Below are 20763 nucleotides of genomic sequence, written 5' to 3'. Positions count from 1 at the left end.
CGGATCAAGTCCGGCATGACGAAAAAGGGAACTAACGCGCCCCGCGCGGCTTGCGCCGCTCCATCGGCCACGCGGGCATATGCGCGTCGGACAGCGTCTTCGCTTCGGCGGGCGCCACGCCCAGTTCGGTCAGCGCGCGTACCAACGCATCGGCCGGCGGCACCGCGATATCGGGCAGCACGCCCTCGCCTTCCCAATCCTTGCGCGTGACCGGGTCGTAAGTCCGCCCGACGGGGATGAAGGCGCCATAGCCGCCGCCGAGGTCCTCGCCGCGCCCGAAATGATTGGCGCCCGCGGTCGGCGCGCCGACCAACGTGCCGCGCCCCGTGTGCTTCATCGCGAGCGCGAAATGCTCGGCCGCCGACGCGCTCGCGCCCGACGTCAGCACATAGATTTTCGCATCGCGCAGCCGCGTATCGGCGTTCGGTGTCGCCCAATGCTCGCGCGCGACCATGCCGGCGTCGCCCTCCACCATGCGCATCGACGCGATGCCCGCGATCGGCGATCCGCCCTCGGCATCGACCGACGCGCGCGTCGCCATCGTCACCAGCCGCGTTTCCTTGCCGAACAGCCAGGGAAAGATGACGTCCATCTGGTCGAGCCCGCCGCCATTATGCGTACGGATGTCGAAAATGATCGCCTTGGCATCGGCATGGTCGGCCATGAATTTCGCCGCGGCGGCGGTCACCGCCTCGTCCTGCGGAAAGATATTGAAGCGCACAAAGGCGATCCCCGGCGCGATCCATCCCGCCTGCTCGACCGGCACTTTCTTCGGGCGCGGCGCCGGCGTGGCGCTGCCCGGCGCGGGTATGGCGGACGCCGCGGCTTCGGGAATGCGCAGACGCAAATGGCCGTCGGGCGAGACCGCATCGACATCGCGGTCGATCGCGGTGCCCAGCGCCTCGCCGGTCAGCGCCTTGTACCGGCCGGCAGCGATGCCCGCACGGATCGCATCGGCGTAACGCTTGCCCGTTTCGGGATAGAGATAATCGCGCTCGAGCAGCGCCGCATATTTTCCGGCGACGACATCGGCACTCGCCTCGTCCGCCGCCAGCACCGGCGATGCGACCAGCAGGGGTGCAGACGCCGTCGCCGCGGCGACCAGCAAGGCAGGCAATATACGCGAAGAACGAATCATCCCAGTCTCCAATCCAGCCCCGGCCGGACGAAGGTGTATCACATAAACAATACAGATCAACTACATTTGTAGTCGCATTTGCTCAACGCTTGCGCGCGAACCACACCAGAAAGATTCCGACCACCGCGAGCACGATGCCGTTGCGCGTCCACACCGTGTCGCCGAGCATGAAGCTGCTCGCCGGCCAGCGGACGATATCGAGCCCCTGTAGCGCCCACAGCCCGCCGACGAGGATCGCCGCAACCCCGACGATCGCCAATATGCCTTTCAATGCGCCCATCGTCCCTCCCCCTTCATTTGCGCTGCAATCCGATCAGCGGCCGCAGCCAGCCGATGCTGCGCCCGATCCGGTAGAAAAGCCAGCAGCCCGTTACCGTCGCGGCAACCAATATCAGGAAGGACGGCAGCGCGCCGACCCCGGCGCGGAGAAGATACCAGCCGACGACGACGATGATCGTCTGGTGGACGATATAAAAGGGAAAGACCGCCTCAGCGAGCATCGCGCGCTTCGAATGGTCGCGGTTCCAGAAGCGATCGGCGATCCCGACCAAGGCGACGATCATCGTCCAGCCCTGCACCTGATGCGCGATGTCGAAGGCGGCCCGGCCCCATTCGGGGGGCTGCGCGCCGCTGAGCCACAGGCACAATATCGTTGCGACGACCGCGAAGGCGGCGACCGACACGAGCAGCGCGACGCGCCACCAGCGCGCCACGGCGTCGAACATCGCCGGCCTGACCCGGAACAGCCAGCCGATGAAAAAGGGCATCAGATAATGGAGGTGCGACGGCCCGTCGTCGAACAGCGCGTGCGTTTCCTCATGGTCCGGGAACAGCGCGAGCAGGAGCAGCCACCAGAGGAGCGGCAGGGCGAGCAGCCGCCAGCCGCCGAGCAGTTGCGCCGCGCCGTCGGCGACCTTCGCGCGCGTCGCCGCCGGTACCCACGCAAGCACCGCCGCGGCGAGCATCGTGTAGACCCACAGATAGACGACGAACCACAGATGCTGCCAGGTCGGCAGCACGATGCCGTCGAGCGTTCCGAAACGGAAATAATCGCCAAACCAGAAGGTCCCGAGGCTCTTCGCATAGCCATGCTGCGTGACCAGCTCGATCCACGGCTGCGGCGGGATGACGACGAGGATGCCGAAAGCGAGCGGGATCAGCAGCCGCGCGCTGCGCGAGCGGACAAAGGCCCCGCTTCCGCCGAGTTTCGCGAACAGCGCCGCGCTCGCATAGCCCGACACGAGGAACAGCAAGGGCAGTCGCCAGCCGTTCGTCGCGAGCATCGGCAGTTGCACCCAGTCGAGCGGCTGCGCGATCTTCACATGCCAGCCCCACGGCACGAAATACATGCCGATATGATAGAGGATCAGCAGGCCGAACGCCCCGATCCGAAGCCAGTCCATGCCGTGATGGCGCGCGGTGTTCAAAGGCTCCAGCCCCCCTTATTTCGTCATCCCGGCGAAGGCCGGGATCTCACCCTCGCGATCCAAAAGCAAGGTCGGGATTCCGGCCTTCGCCGGAATGACGGATGAAGGACTATTTCAAAACCCGCCAGGCCAGATCGGCGAACTCGCACAGCAACGGCCGCGTGTCGCGCGGGTCGATGATATCCTCGACCCCATATTTCTCGGCGGTGCGGAACGGCGAGCGCACGCGATTGAGCCTTTCGCGGATCGCCTCCAGATGCGCCGCCGGATCTTCGGCTGCTTCGAGCTCGCTTTTGTATGCGACCTCGACCCCGCCCTCGATCGGCAGACTGCCCCAGTCGCCCGACGGCCACGCGAAACGGTACTGGAAGCGCTCGGCGTTCGACATCGCGCTTCCGGCGATCCCGTACGCGCGCCGCACCACCACCGACGCCAGCGGCACGGTGGCACGATAAATCGCGTTCATCGCCTGCACGCCATAGCGAATTGTCCCCGTCCGCTCGGCCTCGCCGCCGATCATGAAGCCCGGATTATCGACGAGATGGACGATCGGCAGGCGGAACTGGTCGGCGAGCTTGACGAAGCGCTCGGCCTTCTCGCTCGTCTTCGCGTCCCACGATCCGCCGAGATAGGACGGATCGCTCGCGAGCACCGCGACCGGATAACCGTCGAGCCGTGCAAAGGCGGTAATCACCGCCCGCCCCCAGCGCGCGCCCATTTCAAAGAAACTGCCCGCATCAAACACCGCATTCGCGATGCGCCGCATCGAATAGACCTGCTTCGCCTCGCGCGGGACGACCGACAGCAAGGCCTCGTCGCGGCGCCCCACCGGATCGCTGCATTCGGTGCGCAAGGCCCGATCGTGGATCGACGACGGCAGATACGACAGGAACCGCCGCGCCGCGGCGAACGCCTCGGCCTCGCTCGCCACCTCGTCGTCGACGACGCCGTTGCGCGTATGCACATCGACCCCGCCCAGCTCCTCGCGATCGAGCGTATCGCCGATCGCCGCCGCAACCGCCGGCCCCGCCGCGAACAGCTGCGACAGCCCGCGCACCATGATGCTGTAATGGCTCGCCACCACGCGCGCCGCGCCCAGCCCTGCGGTCGGCCCCAAGGCCAGCGCCACCACCGGCACCGTGTCGAGGTTTGCGATGATCTCGTCCCAGCCGGGCACATGCGGGATATAGGTATATCCCATATCCTCGAGCGTCTTGACCGACCCGCCGCCGCCGGTGCCGTCGATCATGCGGATCAGCGGCAGGCGATATTCATGCGCCATCGCTTCGCACTGGACGAACTTCCTGTGCAGCGCCGCATCGGCCGCGCCGCCGCGCACGGTGAAATCGTCGGCGCTCGCGACGACGGGCCGGCCATCGATATTCGCGCGCCCGAAAATGAAATTGCTCGCCGCGAGATCTTCCAGTTCACCGTCGGCGCCATATTTGCCGCGCCCGGCGATCTTCCCGATCTCGCGAAAACTGCCCGCATCGACGATCGCCGCGAGCCGCGCCCGCGCGTCCATCTTGCCGCGCCCATGCTGGCGCGCGACCTTTTCCTCGCCGCCCATCTTCTCGGCCATCGCGCGGCGCTGTCCGAGTTCGCTTACTTCTTTTTTCCAGCTCATGCGGCGAAGGCTATCTTACGTTGACGGAAACGTCATGCAAAACCTATCGTCGGTGCATGACGCGCAAACTCGCCTTCATCTTCGCCGCGGCGCTGCTCCCGCTCACCGCTGTCACCGCCGCCGAAACGCGGACGCTTCCCGGCGTCGACGATGCGTACAAGACCGATGCCTTCATCGCCGATCCGATGCCTGCAATCGATGCCGCGCTCGCCAAAGCCAAACTGTCGGGCAAACCCGTCCTCCTCGTCATGGGCACCGGCGGCTGCCACGACAGCGCCTGGCTAGCCAACTTGCTCGCGACCGACCGCTTCGCCCCCGTCCGCGCGCGATACGAGATCGTCTACGCCGATATCGGCATGCCGCACATCCGCGGCCTCGGCCGCAACCCCGATGTTGCAAAGCGTTTTCGCTTCAAGATCAAGGGCACGCCGACCGTCGCGATCCTCGATGCGGGCGGCGACGTCCTCAACCGCAAGGTTGCGCCCAAATGGCGCAACGCCGCGAGCCGCAGCGACGACGACATCTATAACGAACTGATGGATTAGGGAGAGAAACATGGCCGACATGAACCTTGCGGGGCGCGTCGCGCTCGTCACCGGCGCCTCGCGCGGCATCGGCCGCGGCATCGCGATCGGCCTCGCCGAAGCGGGCGCCGACGTCGCAGTGAACTACACGCGCGGTGAGGATGCCGCCGCCGAAACCGTCGCCGCCATCCAGGCACTCGGCCGCAAGGCAAAGGCCTATCAGGCCTCGGTCACCGACGAGGCCGCCTGCGCCGCGATGGTCGCCGCGATCGAGGCCGATTTCGGTCCGCTGTCGATCCTCGTGAATAATGCGGGCATCGCCAGCCGCGGGCAATCGGTCGCCGACACGAGCCCCGAAGAAGTCGACAAGCTCTTCGCCGTCCACGCCGCCGGCCCGCACCGCCTCAGCCGCCTCGCGCTCCCCCAGCTCCGCACCCACGCGCGCAGCGACATCATCGTCATCTCGAGCATCGCGACCTATGTGAATTCGGCGAACGGCGCGCCCTACACGATGGCGAAAGCCGCGGGCGAAGCGCTCGCGCTGACGCTCGCCAAGGAGGAGCTTGCGAACGGCGTCCGCGTCAACATCGTCGCCCCCGCGCTCACCGTCAGCGACATGGGCGAGAAGCTCTCGCGCGCGATCACCGGCAATGCGGACATCCACCACCTAGACACCAAAATGCCCTTCGGCCGCGTCGCGGTCCCCGCCGATGTGGCGGCGGCGGTCGTCTGGTTCGTCAGCGATGCGAACAGCTATTGCTCGGGCCAGAAACTCAACATCGACGGCGCAGGACAGGCGACCTTTCGCTAAATCTCAAACCATCCCGTGCGCGGCGGGAATGCCCGCCGGCGGCCCGTCTGGTATCGCCATCAGTTCGGCCTCGCTCGCGCCGGCTTCGTAGCGCGCGAGCAGGACATCGGGGTCATATTCGACCCCGATCGGATTGTTGCCGAACAGCTCGCTCTTCATATAGGCAACGCCGTCGGCGACGCTGCCATGATCGACCTGAAACTCCATCCGGTTGCCGTCGGGGTCCTGATAATACATCGACAGCGCGATCCCGTGGTGGATCGGCCAATAGGGCGTGATACCCGCAGCCTTCAGCCGTTTGTACGTCGCGAGCAGGTCGCCCGCGCTCGCAAATGTATAGGCGACATGATTGACCCCGACATCACCGCGCCCGCCGTCGCCGCCGGGCTTCAGCAGCTCGAGATTGGCAAAGGCGAAGCGGTGATGCTCGTCGTCATAGGTAAGGAAGGCGAGCGCCGGGTCCTGATGCACGACCTCGGCCTCGAACACCCGTTGGTACCATTCGATCATCTCGTCATAGCGCCGCGTCATATAGACGACATGCGCGAACTTGCTCGGTTTGGTCATGGCCCCACTCCATCCAGCAACCCGCCGCGACGCTGCGCCACTTCGTTTCATTGTGCAAGTCCGAACCCCTCCGCTAGAGGCGGGCCATGCGCCCCGATTCGCCCTCGCCCGCCGTCCCCTTCCTGATCGCCTGCGCGGGGATTGCGACCTATTCGGCGATGGACGTGCTGATGAAGGGGCTTTCGATCGAAATCGGCGCCTATAACGCGGTGCTGTGGCGTAACGGTGCCGGCGCTGTCTTCGCCGGGTTCCTGTGGTTCGCAAGCCGCCCCAAATGGCCTGACCGGCCGACGCTGCGGATCCACGCCTGGCGTTCGCTCTTCGTCGCGGGCATGGCCTTGAGCTTCTTCTGGGCGCTCGCGCGGCTACCGATCGCGGAGGCGATCGCGCTCGCCTTCGTCGCGCCGCTGATGGCGCTCTACATGGCAGCGATCTTCCTCGGCGAAAAGATCGGCCCGCGGTCGATCGCCGCCTCGCTGCTAGGGCTCGCAGGGGTGATCGTCATCGTCGCGGGCAAGCTCGGCGGCAGCGACTATTCGGACGAGGCGTTGCTCGCGGTTGGCGCGGTCTTCCTCTCCGCCATCTTCTACGCCTACAACCTCATCCTCGCGCGGCGGCAGGCGAAGATGGCCGAACCGATGGAGATCGCCTTTTTCCAGAATTTCTTCGTCACCGCGATCCTCGCGCTTGGCGCGCCCTGGTTCCTCGCGGTGCCCGACACGGCGCAGGCACCGAACATCGTCGGCGCCGCGATCCTCGCGACGACCTCGCTGCTGCTGCTGAGCTGGGCCTATGCCCGCGCCGAGACGCAGATCCTCGCGACGACCGAATATACAGGCTTCCTGTGGGCGATGCTGTTCGGCTGGTATTTCTATGACGAGGCGGTGACGCTGCCGACGTTCGCCGGCGCGCTGCTGATCGTCGCCGCCTGCCTGATCGTCGCGCGCAAGGTTCCGCACAAGGATCCGGTGGATCCGGCGGCTGCCTAAACCGCCGCGCGCGCCAGCCGGTCGTTGATCGCTGCGCCGAGCCCCTCGAACGGGATCGCCGCCACCGCGATCTTCGTCTTCGCGCTCGCGGCGCCCGCGTGCAGCGCGTCGAACAGGCGCGCGGCCGCCTCGGTCAGGTCGCTCGAGGCGCTCAAATCATAGTCGCCCGCGACCGCCCCGAAACCGATACCGAACTCGTCGGCCGCAAACGCGCTCGCTCCCAGCCGCACCGGCTTTCCCGGCGCATAATGGCTCGCCAACATCCCCGGCGCGACGATCTCCGATCCCTGCACTCCGGTCACCGACAAGCCGCTCGCCTCGCCAAGCATCTCCGCCGTCACCGGCCCCGGCCGCAGCATTTCGACGGCGCCACCCTTCACCCGCGCAATGGTGGACTCGACACCCGCCGTCGTCGGCCCGTCATCGATCACCAGCGCGATCCGCCCGTCGAGGCTCGCGAGCACATGGCTTGCCTTCGTCGGGCTCACCCGCCCGCTCGCATTGGCGCTCGGCGCCGCGAGCGGTGCGCCCGTCTCCGCCAGCAATGCCTGCATCGCGCGGTGCCCGGGCACCCTTATCGCAATCGTATCGAGCCCCGCCGTCGCGATACTCGCCACCGGACAATCGTCGGTGCGCGGCACCACCAACGTCAGCGGCCCCGGCCAAAAGGCTTCCGCGAGCGCCCGCTCGACCGCGCCGAACACGCCCAGTTTCTCGGCCGCCGCGAGGTCGGGTACGTGCACGATCAACGGGTTGAAATCGGGCCGCCCTTTCGCCGCATAAATCCGCGCCACCGCCTCCGCATTACGCGCATCCGCGGCGAGACCATAGACCGTCTCGGTCGGCACCGCGACCGGCTGCCCCTCCCCGATCAGCCCCCCGGCGCGCGCCATTGCCTCCGCGCCGAAAGGGCGGATATCGGTTGTCATGCGCGTTTGACCGTCGGCCATGCCGCGCTATAGCGCCCGCGCAACGATATTCACCAGCAAAGTGTCCCGTCCCATGACCTACACGCCGCCCACCACCGAACAGCTTTTCGTCCTCGATCATATCGCGCGCGTCGACGCGATGGCGCAGCATGAGCGTTTCGCCGCCGCGTCCCCCGACATGGTCGATGCGATCGTCACCGGCATCGGCGAATTCGCCGCCGAGATGTATGCGCCGCTCAACCGCGTCGGCGATGTCACCAATCCCAAATGGGATAATGGCAAGGTCACGATGCCCCCGGGCTTCAGGGATGCGTACAAGCAGTTCGTCGAGGCGGGTTGGGGCAGCATCGACGGCCCCGGCGACTATGGCGGGCAGGACCTCCCCTTCACCCTCGCGACCGTGGTGATCGAGGCGCTCGGCAGCGCGAACATGGGCTTCACCCTTTGTCCCATCCTGACCGCGGGCGCGATCCACGCGCTGATGGCTTATGGTACCGAGGAACAGCGCCAGACCTGGCTTCCCAAGCTGGTCAACGGCGAATGGAACGGCACGATGAACCTGACCGAGCCCGCCGCGGGCAGCGACGTCGGCGCGTTGCGCTCGACCGCCGAAAAGGTCAGCGACGGCCCGAACGCCGGGCTCTACCGGATCAAGGGGCAAAAGATCTTCATCACCTTCGGCGAGCATGACCTCACGGACAATATCGTCCACCTCGTCCTAGCCCGTACCGCGGGCGCGCCCGAGGGAACGCGCGGCATCTCGCTCTTCCTCGTCCCCAAATACCGTCTCGACGACGCGGGCAATCCGACGATTTCGAACGGCGTCCACTGCGCCTCGATCGAGCATAAGCTCGGCATCCACGGATCGCCGACCGCCGTCATGGTCTATGGCGAGGGCGAAGATTGCCTTGGCGAAATCGTCGGCGACGAGATGGGCGGCATGCGCGCGATGTTCGTGATGATGAACAACGCGCGCCTGATGGTCGGCTGTCAGGGCGTCCAGATCGCCGAGCGCGCGACGCAGCAGGCACAACGCTACGCCGCCGAACGCGTCCAGTCGTCGCTCGCGGGCTCGCCCGATCGCACCCCGGTGACGATCGAACATCACCCCGACGTCAAGCGCATGCTGTGGCGGATGCGCGCGCAGACCGAAGCGGCGCGCGCGCTCACTTACTATGCCGCGGCGCAGATCGACTTCGGCAAATTGGGCGACGAAGCCGCCGCGATGCGCGCCGAAATCCTCATCCCTCTGGTCAAGGCGCACGCGACCGACATCGGCTGCGAGGTCGCCAGCCTCGGCGTGCAGGTCCACGGCGGCATGGGCTTCATCGAGGAAACCGGCGCCGCGCAGCATTATCGCGACGCGCGCATCGCCCCGATCTACGAAGGCACCAACGGCATCCAGGCCGCCGATCTGGTGGGCCGCAAGCTCGGCATGGCGGGCGGCGACCTCGTCCGCGCGCTGATCGACGATATCGCGGCGGGCGCCAGCGAATCCCCTGAATTACAGCAGTTGGTCGACGCGTGCCGCGCGGTCACCGACTGGATGGCGAACGCGCCCACCGCCGACCGGCTGGCGGGCAGCTATCCCTATCTCACCATGCTCGCCACCGCGACCTGCGGCTGGTTGATGGCGATCCAGCAAAAGGCGGCGCGCGCCGCACTCGACGAAGGCGGCGACCGCGCCTTCCTCGAAGCGAAGATCGCCTCGACGCGCTTCTATCTGCAGCAGATCGTCCCCGCCGCAACCGGTCTCGCGGCGTCGGCGCTCGCCGGCGACGCGGCGCTGGAAGCGCTGCCAGCAATCGCCTGAATCGACCGGAATCCCGCGCTGCGCGCCCCGATCGCGCAGCGTAGGACTTCGTTCATAATTAACGCGATGATAACCATCTGCGACTAGATACGTCCGGCAATTGCTGGAGACGTGCGGGTGCCGTTGGTGACCAACAGGATGATTATCAGCTGGCGGACTCTCGGCCTGTCGCTGCTCCTTGCTATCGTCGTCGGCTTCTCCTCGATCGGCGAGCCGATCGACCGTGTCTATGATGCCGCCGTCGGCCGCGTCGCCTATCGCCCCGTCTCCGGCGATATCGTGGTGGTCGGCGTCGACGATCGCGCGGTGGCGCGATCGTCGACGGCCGGTTCAGCCGCACCGACGCCGCAGCGCTGATCGATGCCGTCAACAAGGCCGGCGCACGCCGCCTGTTCGTCGATTTCGACTATCAGCGCCGCAAGGGCGATACGGGGCTCGAACTGGTGGCCGCGGCGGTACGCCGGATGGGCGACCGCGTCATACTCGCGGTGTCGACGCGCTCGGCGCCCGGCAAGGATCATCTGGTCACCTATTTCCCCGATCCCGTTTTCGGCGACAAGGCGCGGCGCGCCAGCATCGCGTGGGAATATGAATTCTGGCAGGTCTGGCGGGTGCCGCTGATGTACGAGACCGAAGGCCGGCTGCTGCCGAGCTTCGCGGCGGTGCTGGCCGGCAAATCGGCCGACAAGCCCGGCAACTTCCGGATCGACCTGACCTACGACCCGCGCTCGATCGTCGAATATAGCGCCGACGACGTGATCGAAGGGAAGGTCGGTGCCCGCGAGCTGGCGGGGAAGGACGTGATTTTCGGGCCCACTGCATCGGTGCTCGACGACCGGCATTATCTCCCCGGCCACGACCTCGTGCCCGGCGCCTATATCCATTTGATCGCAGGTGAAACGCTCCGGCGCGGCGATCCCGTCGATCTCGGCTGGATTCCCGGTCTCCTCGTCGCCCTCTGCGCGGCCTTCATCGGGCTGTGGGCGAACGCCAGCCGGTCCTTCTGGATCATCGCGCTCGCCACCGCCGCCTCGATGTTCGTCGCCAAATTCTTTCTCGCGACGATGCTCGTCACCCTTTCGATCGGGACGGGGCTCATCTTCCTCGCCGCGATCGGGACCAATGTGTCGCGTACCAGCCGCCGCCGTTCGGCCCAGCGCGAAAATCCCGTGTCGGGGCTCCCCAATTTCGAGGCGCTACGGTCGCAGGAATCGTTCGGCAGCGCCACCGTCGTCGCGGCAAAGGTCGTCAATTTCGAGGATCTTGCCGCCTTCATCCCGGGCGACGGTATCGGCAAGCTCGTCGAACAGGTCACGCGCCGCCTCCAGCTCGCGTCGCAGGGCACGACGCTGCACCACGACCTCGACGGCACCTTCGCCTGGCTCGTCCCCTATTATCAGCACAGCCAGATCGAGGGACAACTCGCGGGTCTTGCCGCGCTGTTCAACGCGCCGCTGACGATCGGCGAGCTGCGCGTCGACGTCGCGATCGCCTTCGGGGTCAACGACGAGTTCGAGGGTTCGAACGCGCAGCGCCTCGCAGCCGCGCTCGTCGCCGCCGAACGTGCGATCCGCACACGGTCGCTGTGGACCAAATATACCTCGCGCCAGAAAGAAGACGCCGGCTGGCAGCTCTCCTTCCACTCGCAGCTCGAGGATGCGCTGACCGGCGGCGACATCTGGGTTGCCTTCCAGCCGCAATATGAGATCGCGACGCATCGGCTCGTCGGGGTCGAGGCGCTCGCGCGCTGGACGCACCCGACGCGCGGCCCGATTCCGCCCGACGAGTTCATCGTGCAGGCCGAAAAGAGCCAGGACATCTATCGCCTCACGCTCTTCGTCATGGATCAGGCGATCCGGTCGGCAGCGCAGCTGCGCGAGCGCGGCATTCCGATCAACATGTCGGTCAACCTGTCGGCGACCCTGCTCGACCATAGCGACCTCGTCGGCACGATCCGCGTCATGCTCACCGCGCACCATCTGCCGCCCGAAATCCTGACGATCGAGATCACCGAAACCGCGCAGATCGAAAACAGCCGGCAGGCGCGCCAGACGCTCGCCCAGCTTCGCCGAACGGGTATCCGCCTGTCGATCGACGATTATGGCACCGGCCAGTCGAACCTCGAATATCTGACCGAGATCGAGGCCGACGAAATCAAGATCGACAAGCGATTCGTGATGACCATGCGCGATTCGCAACGGAACCTCGAAGTCGTCAAATCGACGATCGATCTCGCGCATCGTCTCGGCGCCGTCGCGGTCGCCGAAGGCATCGAAGATGCCGACACCATGGCCCTGCTCGCCGGTCTCGGCTGCGATGTCGGCCAGGGCTATCATCTTGGAAAGCCGCAATTGTTTTCCGAACTCGCCGCGACCCTTTCGGCATCCCCGCAAAACCGCACCGCATAACTGCCAGATTGGCTGCAATCCTTATAGTTAAGACTCGATTTACCTTACTAATTAAGGTATACGCTCCGTTAACTGTTCTTCATGGGCAGTGCCGACAGGAGATTTCAAATGGGTTGGTTTTGGAAATTTCTGGGTGGCGCCGGCACCGGCAGCGGTGGCGGACAGGGCTAACCCAGTTTCGAAATAAGGAGAGGGCTCCGGCATCGCCGGGGCCCTTTCTCTTTGCCCGATTGCCCTTGCCCGGCGTACGCCCGCGGGCGCTCTCTGTGCCATTGTGCAAGCTTTCACCGGTGTCATCGCGCCGGCACTTTTCGCACCCGAAAAAATATGGGGCACCGCCCCCTCTTCGCCGCCCGCCGCGCAAACCCGCGGAATGCCTTGCTCCGGCGCTGCGAAGCGGCCATTGGCCGCGACGAGACGAATCAAAATATCGACGAACCGAGTCTCCGATCTGTCATTTACCGTCTTGCATCGTCGCGCCGACGTGGCACTATAGGTGGTGGGTCAACCACGGGGGCACCCCAATAAATTGTATAAGGCTGCAAATGGCGGATTTCCGTCGTCCATCGCATATGGGCACGGGAAAACCACTTTTGCGCCCAAAAAAAGTGCCCACGCGGACAGGTTTAGATGCTAGGATCGGGGCTTCGCCCTGAGTCGAACAAGACAGGAACAAAGCGCATCATGTGCGCGGTCAGATCGGGGGCGAACTAGATGGATTTTCGGGAAACGGAACGGGTGGAGACGAGCGACGTGGCGACGGTGGAACTGACGAAGAATGACGCTCCGGCGGCACCCGAATCGAAGGGCGAATCGGCGCCCGAGGGGAAGCCCGCGGCGAAGCTCAACGACAGCAGCGAGCCCAAGGTCCACGCGCGTCGATTCGACATCGTCACCGACAAGAGCCGCGACGCGCTGCTCACCGACTTCGGCAAGGAAACGCTCGAGGATCGTTACCTGCTGCCCGGCGAATCCTATCAGGATCTCTTCGCGCGCGTCGCCGACGCCTATGCCGACGATCAGGACCACGCCCAGCGCCTCTACGACTATATCTCGAAGCTCTGGTTCATGCCCGCGACCCCCGTTCTCTCGAACGGTGGCACCGGCCGCGGCCTGCCGATCAGCTGCTACCTCAATTCGGTCGACGACAGCCTCGAGGGCATCGTTGGCACCTGGAACGAGAATGTCTGGCTCGCGAGCCGCGGCGGCGGCATCGGCACCTATTGGGGCGCGGTGCGCGGCATCGGCGAACCCGTCGGTTTGAACGGCAAGACCAGCGGCATCATTCCCTTCGTCCGCGTGATGGACAGCCTGACCCTCGCGATCTCGCAGGGCTCGCTCCGCCGCGGTTCGGCCGCCTGCTATCTCGACATCTCGCACCCCGAGATCGAGGAGTTCCTCGAAGTCCGCAAACCCTCGGGCGACTTCAACCGCAAGGCGCTCAATCTCCACCACGGCGTGCTCATCACCGACGAGTTCATGGAGGCCGTCCGCGACGGCGCCGAATTCAACCTCCGCTCGCCAAAGGACCAGAGCGTCCGCGGCACCGTCGACGCGCGCGGGCTGTTCCAGAAGCTCGTCGAAACGCGCCTCGCGACCGGCGAGCCCTACATCATCTTCATCGATCAGGTGAACCGCATGATGCCGAAGCATCATCGCGACCTGGGGCTCAAGGTCACCACCTCGAACCTCTGCTCCGAAATCACGCTGCCGACCGGCCGCGACCATCTCGGCAACGATCGCACCGCGGTCTGCTGCCTCTCGTCCTTGAACCTCGAAACCTGGGACGAGTGGAACGGCGACAAGGCCTTCATCGAAGACGTCATGCGCATGCTCGACAACGTCCTCCAGGACTATATCGACCGCGCCCCGCCCGAAATGGCGCGCGCCAAATATAGCGCGAGCCGCGAACGTTCGGTCGGCCTCGGCGTCATGGGCTTCCACAGCTTCCTGCAGGCGCGCGGCCTGCCCTTCGAGGGCGCGATGGCCAAATCCTCGAACCTCCGCGTCTTCAAGCATATCCGCGCGCAGGTCGACGCCGCATCGATGCTGCTCGCGAACGAGCGCGGCCCCTGCCCCGACGCCGCCGATCAGGGCGTGATGGAGCGCTTCAGCTGCAAGATGGCGATCGCGCCGACCGCGTCGATCAGCATCATCTGCGGCGGCACCAGCGCGTGCATCGAGCCGATCCCGGCGAACATCTACACGCACAAGACGCTCTCGGGCAGCTTCTCGATCCGCAACCCGCACCTCGAGGCTTTGCTCGTCGACAAGGCGAAGAACAGCGACAATGTGTGGAACTCGATCCTCGAAAAGGGCGGCAGCGTCCAGCACCTCGACTTCCTGACGCAGGACGAAAAGGACTGCTACAAGACCAGCTTCGAGATCGACCAGCGCTGGCTGCTCGAACTCGCCGCCGACCGCACCCCCTATATCGACCAGGCCGCCTCGCTGAACCTCTTCATCCCGGCGGATGTCGAGAAATGGGACCTGCTCATGCTCCACTACCGTGCGTGGGAACTCGGCATCAAATCGCTCTATTATCTCCGCTCGAAATCGGTGCAGCGCGCCGGCTTCGCGGGCGGGGTCGAGGCCGACAACACGCCCGAGGCCGCGAAATTCGAACTCTCGGCCGAGAGCACCGATTACGACGAGTGTCTGGCCTGCCAGTAGGAAGACACTCTACAGGACCGTAAACCCCCTCCTTGACGATAAGGAGAAATACAAAGGAAAATCATATCTCTAACGGGATATATTCCTTGCTCGAACCGTAAACCAGCCTATTGAGCGGATTCGTCGGTATTTGGACGGCGGAGAAAGCGTAAACATGCTGTCGTTCCGAGTACGCCGATTCAAGGGTCAATCGAGAGGTCGAAAAGGTGAGGACGTCGTCGTCCTCACCGACCTTCGCGGGTCTCCAACGCCGCACTATCATCCGAACTTTTATGTAATCTCCGAATACCGTCAGGTCGGGAGATCGGCCCACACCATCGAAAAAGTGCTGCGAGCTATCGGCATGGCCAAATCATGGGCTGAGATGCGCGGACGCGACCTCGACTATGACTTGACGGCAGGTCCGTTTCTGAACGGAGCCGACGTTCTCGACCTCGTAAGATTTCTCAGTCTCAACGCCACAGATCAGCAGATCGAATGCGAATCGGTGAAGCCCGAGTCCAGCGTGGTGTCATTCGCGGCGCGCCGAAAAAAAGACGACCAGGGTGACGGCCCCTATGGTGTGGTTCCATCCGTCGAGGTTGGCAACCGCATCCGTTGGATAGCGAACTACATCGAATGGCATCGTGCCCGCCGCTTCGACAACCGCGACCTCGTCAAAACGGAGGCCCATCAAAACGCCTCCGTGCTCAATATGCTGAAAGATTTGAGAGGCAAGGCGCCCGGTGACCATTCGCGCTGGCATGATGACGAGTTGCTCGAGGCCCCCGACTCGGATGTCCTACAACGCATTGATGAGATTCTCGTCCCGGGCTCTAACGAGAATCCATTCCAATCAGAATTCATTCAGTGGCGAAACTACCTCGCTTGGCGTTTGCTCTTCGATACGGGAGCCCGTCGCAGCGAGGTCACGACGGCCGCGACCGATAGTGTGATCGGAGCGAAGAATCGCTTCCAAATTCGAGAATCGAAAACCATCGCACGCACCGTTCCGATCATTAAAAAGACTGCGGACGTGTTCGACCACTTCTTCATGACCTTCTGGCTGAAAATGCCCGAGGGGTGCGAAGCGCACCGCACAGGAGCGTTGTTTACGAACAAGGCGGGCGTACCACTCACCAGCGGCAAGTTCCTGAATCGTATCTTTCTCGCCGTGCGCCCCATCCTCGGGTCACAGCCCTGGCAGCTAACCCCACACATGATGCGACGTGCCTGGAATCATATCCTGAGCCTCAAGCTTGACCGCCTTCCAAAAGACCAGCGCTTTTCTCCTGAAAAGGAGGCCCAGATGCGCATCCGGCTTATGGGGTGGTCGGAGAGCTCGCGCCAACCAGCTCGATACAACCGTCGTCATATCCGCGAGAACGCCGACCGAATCGCCCAAGAAATGATGGACGAGCTTCAGCCCGCCGATGAATATCTCGAGAAAAGCAAGCAGGACCAGTGATTTGCCAAGGGACCGCCCGCGCGACAACGTCTTTCAGATGGTAGCAATTGGTTCTCGCGAACCCCATCCGAGGGCAGCGATTGCAAGCCGACTCCTGCACAAGTTTCCGTCACCGAGGTATTTGAATGGCTAATCGCCCCGATCTTGCACCCAATCGTTTTCGCGAAATCCGGCTTTTCGATGGGCGCTGGATAACGGTTGAGCTCTACGGATTAACCCGCCTCAAAAGTGATCAAACTGCCCACAGGTATGACTTTTCATGGCGACGTGAAGGTGTCGAGTGGCACGATTCGGCGGCGGAAGTTTTAATCGGGCTCCTGTCGACGCATTCACCGGTTTACGCAGAACAATGTGCCCTACACTTCGGGTTCGTGGCGCAGCGACTCAATCTGTTGCCGGGCGGCCCCCCTGCAGTGCTCAAACTTGTGCATTTTGAAGATTATCCAGATCACCGCCCGATTTCGACTTGGGCATTTGTACAAGCGGTTCTGAGCCGCTTGGCGGATAGGTCGTGGCCAGGGATCGATCACAAAATCGCCAGCTTCCTGCGGCAACCTGAGAAATGGGAAGAGAAAGGGAATGGTCAGTATTTCGCCCTTGTGGCTAATGATCCGAGACGCGGGGCGCTCACCGAACAAGAACTGCGCAGTGCTTATCGGGCCTTGAACGACGCCTACGCCAAAGGTCGCATCTCGACGAAAGATTGGGCGCTGGCCTCATTTCTGATGGGTACCGGCATCAGGCCCGTGCAGATTGCTCGAGCGACGAAAGGCGACATCATCGAGACGACGGGTCCAGAAGGCAGAGAATTCACACTGCTCATTACCCTTGCCAAAACGCGCGAAGCGACGAAGGAAACGCGGTGGCGAAGAAAATGCCAATCCCAGCTGGCGGAGGTGTTGCAGACATATCTGTCGACCAAAAAGATGAAGGAGGCCGATCCTCAAACGCGGCTCTTCTTTGACAGTTCAAGAGGGGTGACACAGCGACTGACCGCGATCTTCAAAGTGCTAGAAACACATTCCGACCGGCTAGGAGGTCCCATTCCGCTTTTCCCGTATCGCTTCCGTTACACAATGGGAACGCGAGCGATCGCGTTGGGAGCAAGGGACGAAGAAGTGGCGCGCCTTCTCACACATACTTCGCTCCATTGCATCCAGTATTACCGCGCGGCCATGCCGTCCCTGCAAGACCCGATTCGCGAATTGATCGGCGACGAAATGCGCGTGTTCGCCCAAGCCTTCAAAGGCCGATTAATCGACAGTCTAGAGGATGCGACGCGGAGAGACGATGATAGTGCGCTTATCACAGCCTATGAGCATCTAAATGGTGCTGATCTCGGAGCGTGTGGAACACGCGCCAAATGCCATCAAAACGCACCTCGGAGTTGCCTTACCTGCGACCGCTTCGAACCGTTCCGTGAAGCACCATGGGAAGAACTGCGCGCCGTTTTGATCGCCGATCGGGACAGCGAAACCGCTGAGCGGATTAAAATCATCACGCAAGAGCAAATCGACGCTATCGACGGCATCGTGACCGAGCGCGACTGCATGTCCGCAAGGATGGCGCCGTGACGGCGATGATCATCCCGTTCGTCGGTCGCGCGGAACTCGATGCTCGCCAGAATTTGTCAGCCTATATCGAGCATGCGCGTAGCTACCGCTTTTTTCACGGGCCCAATGCCGTAAATTGGGACCAGAATAGCTGGGATTTGCGCCCGTTTTTCACCAAAGCGTCATCGACTTCCGTCGGACTGGCCGCGCATTTTACGAACCTGGAAACGACGAGGAGAGGGTCGCGCTCGAAGACCGCCATCGATCTACAAGAGCCGTTTCTCAGCGCCGCGAAGGCCCTCTTAACCGACTTTCTTCGAACGTCGGGAGAGAATAGCGCAACTCGGATCGTAGGTGCGCTGCGGACAATCGAAATGGCCTTCCGTGACCTAGGTCAGCATCCCGATATCTGCCATCTTACTGCGCCCGTTTTAGACCGAGCCCAAGAGATTATTGTCGAGAAGTATAAGGATGCTTGGTCTTATGGACGGCTGCTCGAGCGTATCGTCCTCGATTATATCAACCAGTCGCGCATTTCCGAGAATCAGATTCATTGGCGAACGTCAATTCAATACCGAGCGCCTACACGCAATGACCGGGTTAATCAGGAAGGTGCCCGCGGTAATTCCGCGAAACTGCCCAACCTCCAAGCGATTTTTGACCTTGCGAGCGTATTCCATGACAGTAGCTATGTCCCAGACGTAGTCGCAAGTAGCTGGTTCGCGCTTGCGATGTTTGCGCCCTCGCGCGTGACCGAGGTATTGGGGCTTCCCACCGACTGCGAAACTGAGATGGATGGCCGATATGGTCTGAGCTGGCGACCGCTCAAAGGCGGTGACGCGATGACAAAGTTTGCTGCTAGCGAGGAAAATGCCGAGATAGCAAAACTCGCAATTCGGAAGCTCCTCGCCATTGGCGAGAAACCTCGCATCGCGCACAAGTGGTACGAAGAGAATCCTGGGCGACTATATCTTCCGCCCGGCTTTGAACATCTGCGCGGTGAACCCATCACCCAGTGGGAGGCCGCACAGATTATTGGGCGGACAAAACCGATAACCCCTGGGCAAGCTGTTTATAATGCGTTTGAACGTTGCGGGACCACAACGGACTTGTCGCGAGGACAGCCCGGCCGGCAGGGCGGAGTATTTCGTGTCTTGGTAACCTTTGAATCGCTGGAGAAATATGTGATTGGCGCTCTCCCGCCAACCTTCCCGTATATCGATCCCCGCAACCGGCTGCCGGGAAGCCGGGCACTTTTCTGCATGCCCGACGAAGTCATGCGGGGAGCGGCAGAGCCGCAGCAATATATCCCCCGCTATCTGACCTATGCGCAGATCACGCACGAGTTGGGATCGAAACCGACAGGCAAAACGATTTTTTCGCGTAACAATCTCATCAATCCCGAAACCGGCGAGCCTTGGCGCCTTAACACCCATCAGCCCCGCCACCTCCTGAACACGCTAGCACAGTCAAAGTACATGTCGCAGGAGCTCATAGCCTTCTGGTCGGGGCGTAAGAGCGTCCAGCAAAATGCATCCTATAATCATGTCTCGCAGGAGGCATATATCGAAGCTTTCGTGTTCCTCGATGAGGCCGCACCGACCAATCTAAAGGTGGTTGGTCCGCTCGCCGACAAAATCGACGAGCGTGCCCGCAAAGAGTCGATCACGCGCGAAACAGCATTGAAACTCGAAGTCGGATCCACAATCACGACCCGCTTCGGCCTTTGCCGTCACGATTATTCGCTCATGCCCTGCCCCAAAGATAAAGACTGTATACGATGCGGGGAAAATACGTTCATCAAGGGCAGTTCGAAGCACGTCGAAGAAGCGCGGCTTCAGCTCTCTATCTCTAAGAAAGCTGTGGAGCAGGCTAGGGCCGCGCTCGATGCCGGCCGATACGGCGCGCAGCGCTGGGTGACCATCCACGAGGAGAAAGCCAATCGCTGGCAGCTAGCGCTCGACCATTTGACCGACCCTCAGATCGATGATGGCACTTTGATCACCTTGCCGGCCGTCCTCAACCCTCAGACAAGGTCCGGATTGGCGGCCGCCGTGCGCGAGGCCGAATTTCGTCCGGACGAGGTCGACGGCTCCAGCGACCAGCTACTAGCGACCTTTGATCAGCTATGGTCCGACGAGGGAGAGCTGTAATGTCTAGCGCACCGCGGTTAACTGACAGCGACATCGACAAGGCGATCGAGCTTCTTAGTGGCTGGACCGGCAAGCTGACGTGGCGGGCCTATCTTGTTATCCTGGCGATGGAACTGCCGCACGGCCATGTTTACAGCAAGGTCGCCATGCTCAAACAGCCTCGTATCAAAGACGCGTGGAATATTGCGCGAGCGCGTCTGGCGGATGATACGAAAGACGCTGGCGAGAAGCGCTACGGAAGCTCGGCCGTGGGCGCACTACGGCGAAAACTTGACGAGACGCGCGAAGAACTCCGAGCCAGCAAGGCGCTCAATAACGAGCTGCTCGAACAATTTCAGCGGTGGCAATTCAATGCCGAACGACATCATTTAAAGCTCTCACAGCTAGATGCGCCTCTCGTCAATCCGCGCGCTCCTGTGGAAAAGAAGATACCCTGACGGGGCCCAACGTGGAAACGTATCTCCGGCACTGCTTAGCCCTTCACGTATGCATCATTAGAATAGCTTAGACGTGGTTGGCCGTCAGTTCGGTTAGCCGAGCAATAAGCTAACCCCTCGGAAAGCAGGGGCAGCGCATAGCCCTCGCTCCAGTGCAGCGCTGACCCTGCCGATGCTTAATCTAACGACCTAAGACCCGGACCCGCTGCCCCGCAGCGGGCCCGGTCACTGTTCGCTGATGTTAGTTATCGAACTGTGTGCAAGGAG

17 protein-coding genes are annotated in these 20763 nt (G+C 62.9%); 11 read left to right on the top strand and 6 right to left on the bottom strand.

Going from position 1 to position 20763, the window contains the following annotated elements:
* Positions 1–31 precede the first annotated feature (31 nt).
* The 4 genes from VGU00_RS11255 to VGU00_RS11240 form a co-directional block, all read right to left on the bottom strand.
* Positions 32–1138, bottom strand: coding sequence for a S41 family peptidase (locus tag VGU00_RS11255; protein ID WP_327468506.1), 1107 nt, complete (start codon positions 1136–1138; stop codon positions 32–34).
* Between the two features lie 82 nt (positions 1139–1220).
* Positions 1221–1418: a hypothetical protein gene (locus VGU00_RS11250; protein ID WP_327468504.1), complete on the bottom strand. Its 198-nt coding sequence runs from the start codon at positions 1416–1418 to the stop codon at positions 1221–1223.
* A 13-nt stretch (positions 1419–1431) separates the two neighbouring features.
* Complete coding sequence (locus tag VGU00_RS11245; RefSeq protein WP_327468502.1) at positions 1432–2565, bottom strand: acyltransferase family protein; 1134 nt, start codon at positions 2563–2565, stop codon at positions 1432–1434.
* A gap of 109 nt (positions 2566–2674) precedes the next feature.
* Entirely contained in the window at positions 2675–4192 is a 1518-nt protein-coding gene (locus VGU00_RS11240) for an acyl-CoA carboxylase subunit beta (RefSeq protein WP_327468500.1), read from the bottom strand.
* A gap of 56 nt (positions 4193–4248) precedes the next feature.
* Between VGU00_RS11240 and VGU00_RS11235 the strand changes: the two genes are divergently transcribed.
* Together VGU00_RS11235 and VGU00_RS11230 are read left to right on the top strand one after the other, a co-directional pair.
* Positions 4249–4737, top strand: coding sequence for a thioredoxin family protein (locus VGU00_RS11235; RefSeq protein ID WP_327468498.1), 489 nt, complete (start codon positions 4249–4251; stop codon positions 4735–4737).
* Positions 4738–4747: 10 nt separating this feature from the next.
* Positions 4748–5527 (top strand): SDR family oxidoreductase, encoded by a 780-nt coding sequence (locus VGU00_RS11230; RefSeq protein WP_327468496.1) that lies wholly within the window; start codon positions 4748–4750, stop codon positions 5525–5527.
* A gap of 3 nt (positions 5528–5530) precedes the next feature.
* Here the strand turns inward: VGU00_RS11230 and VGU00_RS11225 are convergent, their stop codons facing one another.
* Positions 5531–6094, bottom strand: coding sequence for a VOC family protein (locus VGU00_RS11225; RefSeq protein WP_327468494.1), 564 nt, complete (start codon positions 6092–6094; stop codon positions 5531–5533).
* An 86-nt stretch (positions 6095–6180) separates the two neighbouring features.
* Here VGU00_RS11225 and VGU00_RS11220 point away from each other — a divergent pair, with 86 nt between their 5' ends.
* Positions 6181–7083, top strand: a complete 903-nt coding sequence (locus tag VGU00_RS11220) for a DMT family transporter (RefSeq protein WP_327468492.1) — start codon at positions 6181–6183, stop codon at positions 7081–7083.
* Here the strand turns inward: VGU00_RS11220 and VGU00_RS11215 are convergent.
* Complete coding sequence (locus VGU00_RS11215) at positions 7080–8033, bottom strand: L-threonylcarbamoyladenylate synthase (RefSeq protein WP_327468490.1); 954 nt, start codon at positions 8031–8033, stop codon at positions 7080–7082. The genes VGU00_RS11220 and VGU00_RS11215 overlap by 4 nt on opposite strands.
* A gap of 52 nt (positions 8034–8085) precedes the next feature.
* Here VGU00_RS11215 and VGU00_RS11210 point away from each other — a divergent pair, with 52 nt between their 5' ends.
* From VGU00_RS11210 to VGU00_RS11175, 8 genes are all read left to right on the top strand, one after another.
* A complete protein-coding gene (locus tag VGU00_RS11210; protein ID WP_327468488.1) occupies positions 8086–9825 on the top strand; it encodes an acyl-CoA dehydrogenase in 1740 nt (579 codons plus the stop codon).
* A gap of 126 nt (positions 9826–9951) precedes the next feature.
* Positions 9952–10182 carry a hypothetical protein gene (locus VGU00_RS11205; protein ID WP_327468487.1) on the top strand — a complete coding sequence of 77 codons (231 nt, stop codon included), beginning with the start codon at positions 9952–9954 and terminating at the stop codon, positions 10180–10182.
* Positions 10140–12233, top strand: coding sequence for an EAL domain-containing protein (locus VGU00_RS11200; protein WP_327469806.1), 2094 nt, complete (start codon positions 10140–10142; stop codon positions 12231–12233). The genes VGU00_RS11205 and VGU00_RS11200 overlap by 43 nt, the downstream gene beginning before the upstream one ends.
* A 714-nt stretch (positions 12234–12947) precedes the next feature.
* Positions 12948–14906, top strand: a complete 1959-nt coding sequence (locus VGU00_RS11195) for a ribonucleoside-diphosphate reductase subunit alpha (RefSeq protein ID WP_327468485.1) — start codon at positions 12948–12950, stop codon at positions 14904–14906.
* Between the two features lie 154 nt (positions 14907–15060).
* Entirely contained in the window at positions 15061–16353 is a 1293-nt protein-coding gene (locus VGU00_RS11190; protein ID WP_327468483.1) for a site-specific integrase, read from the top strand.
* A 125-nt stretch (positions 16354–16478) separates the two neighbouring features.
* Positions 16479–17927, top strand: coding sequence for a tyrosine-type recombinase/integrase (locus VGU00_RS11185; RefSeq protein ID WP_327468481.1), 1449 nt, complete (start codon positions 16479–16481; stop codon positions 17925–17927).
* A complete protein-coding gene (locus tag VGU00_RS11180; protein ID WP_327468479.1) occupies positions 17924–20059 on the top strand; it encodes a hypothetical protein in 2136 nt (711 codons plus the stop codon). Before VGU00_RS11185 ends, VGU00_RS11180 begins: the two co-directional genes overlap by 4 nt.
* Positions 20059–20496, top strand: coding sequence for a hypothetical protein (locus VGU00_RS11175; protein WP_327468477.1), 438 nt, complete (start codon positions 20059–20061; stop codon positions 20494–20496). Before VGU00_RS11180 ends, VGU00_RS11175 begins: the two co-directional genes overlap by 1 nt.
* The last annotated feature ends 267 nt before the right edge of the window (positions 20497–20763 follow it).

It is taken from the genome of Sphingopyxis sp. (assembly GCF_035944815.1).
Taxonomy (GTDB): domain Bacteria; phylum Pseudomonadota; class Alphaproteobacteria; order Sphingomonadales; family Sphingomonadaceae; genus Sphingopyxis.
Note: the sequence above shows the minus strand (reverse complement) of the source record. Positions and strands in the feature narration are given on the sequence as shown.

Excerpts from the sequence above, each read along its gene's own strand:
- VGU00_RS11255 (WP_327468506.1), bottom strand. The coding sequence starts at position 1,138 with ATGATTCGTTCTTCGCGTATATTGCCTGCCTTGCTGGTCGCCGCGGCG.
- VGU00_RS11250 (WP_327468504.1), bottom strand. The coding sequence starts at position 1,418 with ATGGGCGCATTGAAAGGCATATTGGCGATCGTCGGGGTTGCGGCGATC.
- VGU00_RS11240 (WP_327468500.1), bottom strand. The coding sequence starts at position 4,192 with ATGAGCTGGAAAAAAGAAGTAAGCGAACTCGGACAGCGCCGCGCGATG.
- VGU00_RS11235 (WP_327468498.1), top strand. The coding sequence starts at position 4,249 with ATGACGCGCAAACTCGCCTTCATCTTCGCCGCGGCGCTGCTCCCGCTC.
- VGU00_RS11230 (WP_327468496.1), top strand. The coding sequence starts at position 4,748 with ATGGCCGACATGAACCTTGCGGGGCGCGTCGCGCTCGTCACCGGCGCC.
- VGU00_RS11225 (WP_327468494.1), bottom strand. The coding sequence starts at position 6,094 with ATGACCAAACCGAGCAAGTTCGCGCATGTCGTCTATATGACGCGGCGC.
- VGU00_RS11220 (WP_327468492.1), top strand. The coding sequence starts at position 6,181 with ATGCGCCCCGATTCGCCCTCGCCCGCCGTCCCCTTCCTGATCGCCTGC.
- VGU00_RS11215 (WP_327468490.1), bottom strand. The coding sequence starts at position 8,033 with ATGGCCGACGGTCAAACGCGCATGACAACCGATATCCGCCCTTTCGGC.
- VGU00_RS11210 (WP_327468488.1), top strand. The coding sequence starts at position 8,086 with ATGACCTACACGCCGCCCACCACCGAACAGCTTTTCGTCCTCGATCAT.
- VGU00_RS11195 (WP_327468485.1), top strand. The coding sequence starts at position 12,948 with ATGGATTTTCGGGAAACGGAACGGGTGGAGACGAGCGACGTGGCGACG.
- VGU00_RS11190 (WP_327468483.1), top strand. The coding sequence starts at position 15,061 with ATGCTGTCGTTCCGAGTACGCCGATTCAAGGGTCAATCGAGAGGTCGA.
- VGU00_RS11185 (WP_327468481.1), top strand. The coding sequence starts at position 16,479 with ATGGCTAATCGCCCCGATCTTGCACCCAATCGTTTTCGCGAAATCCGG.
- VGU00_RS11175 (WP_327468477.1), top strand. The coding sequence starts at position 20,059 with ATGTCTAGCGCACCGCGGTTAACTGACAGCGACATCGACAAGGCGATC.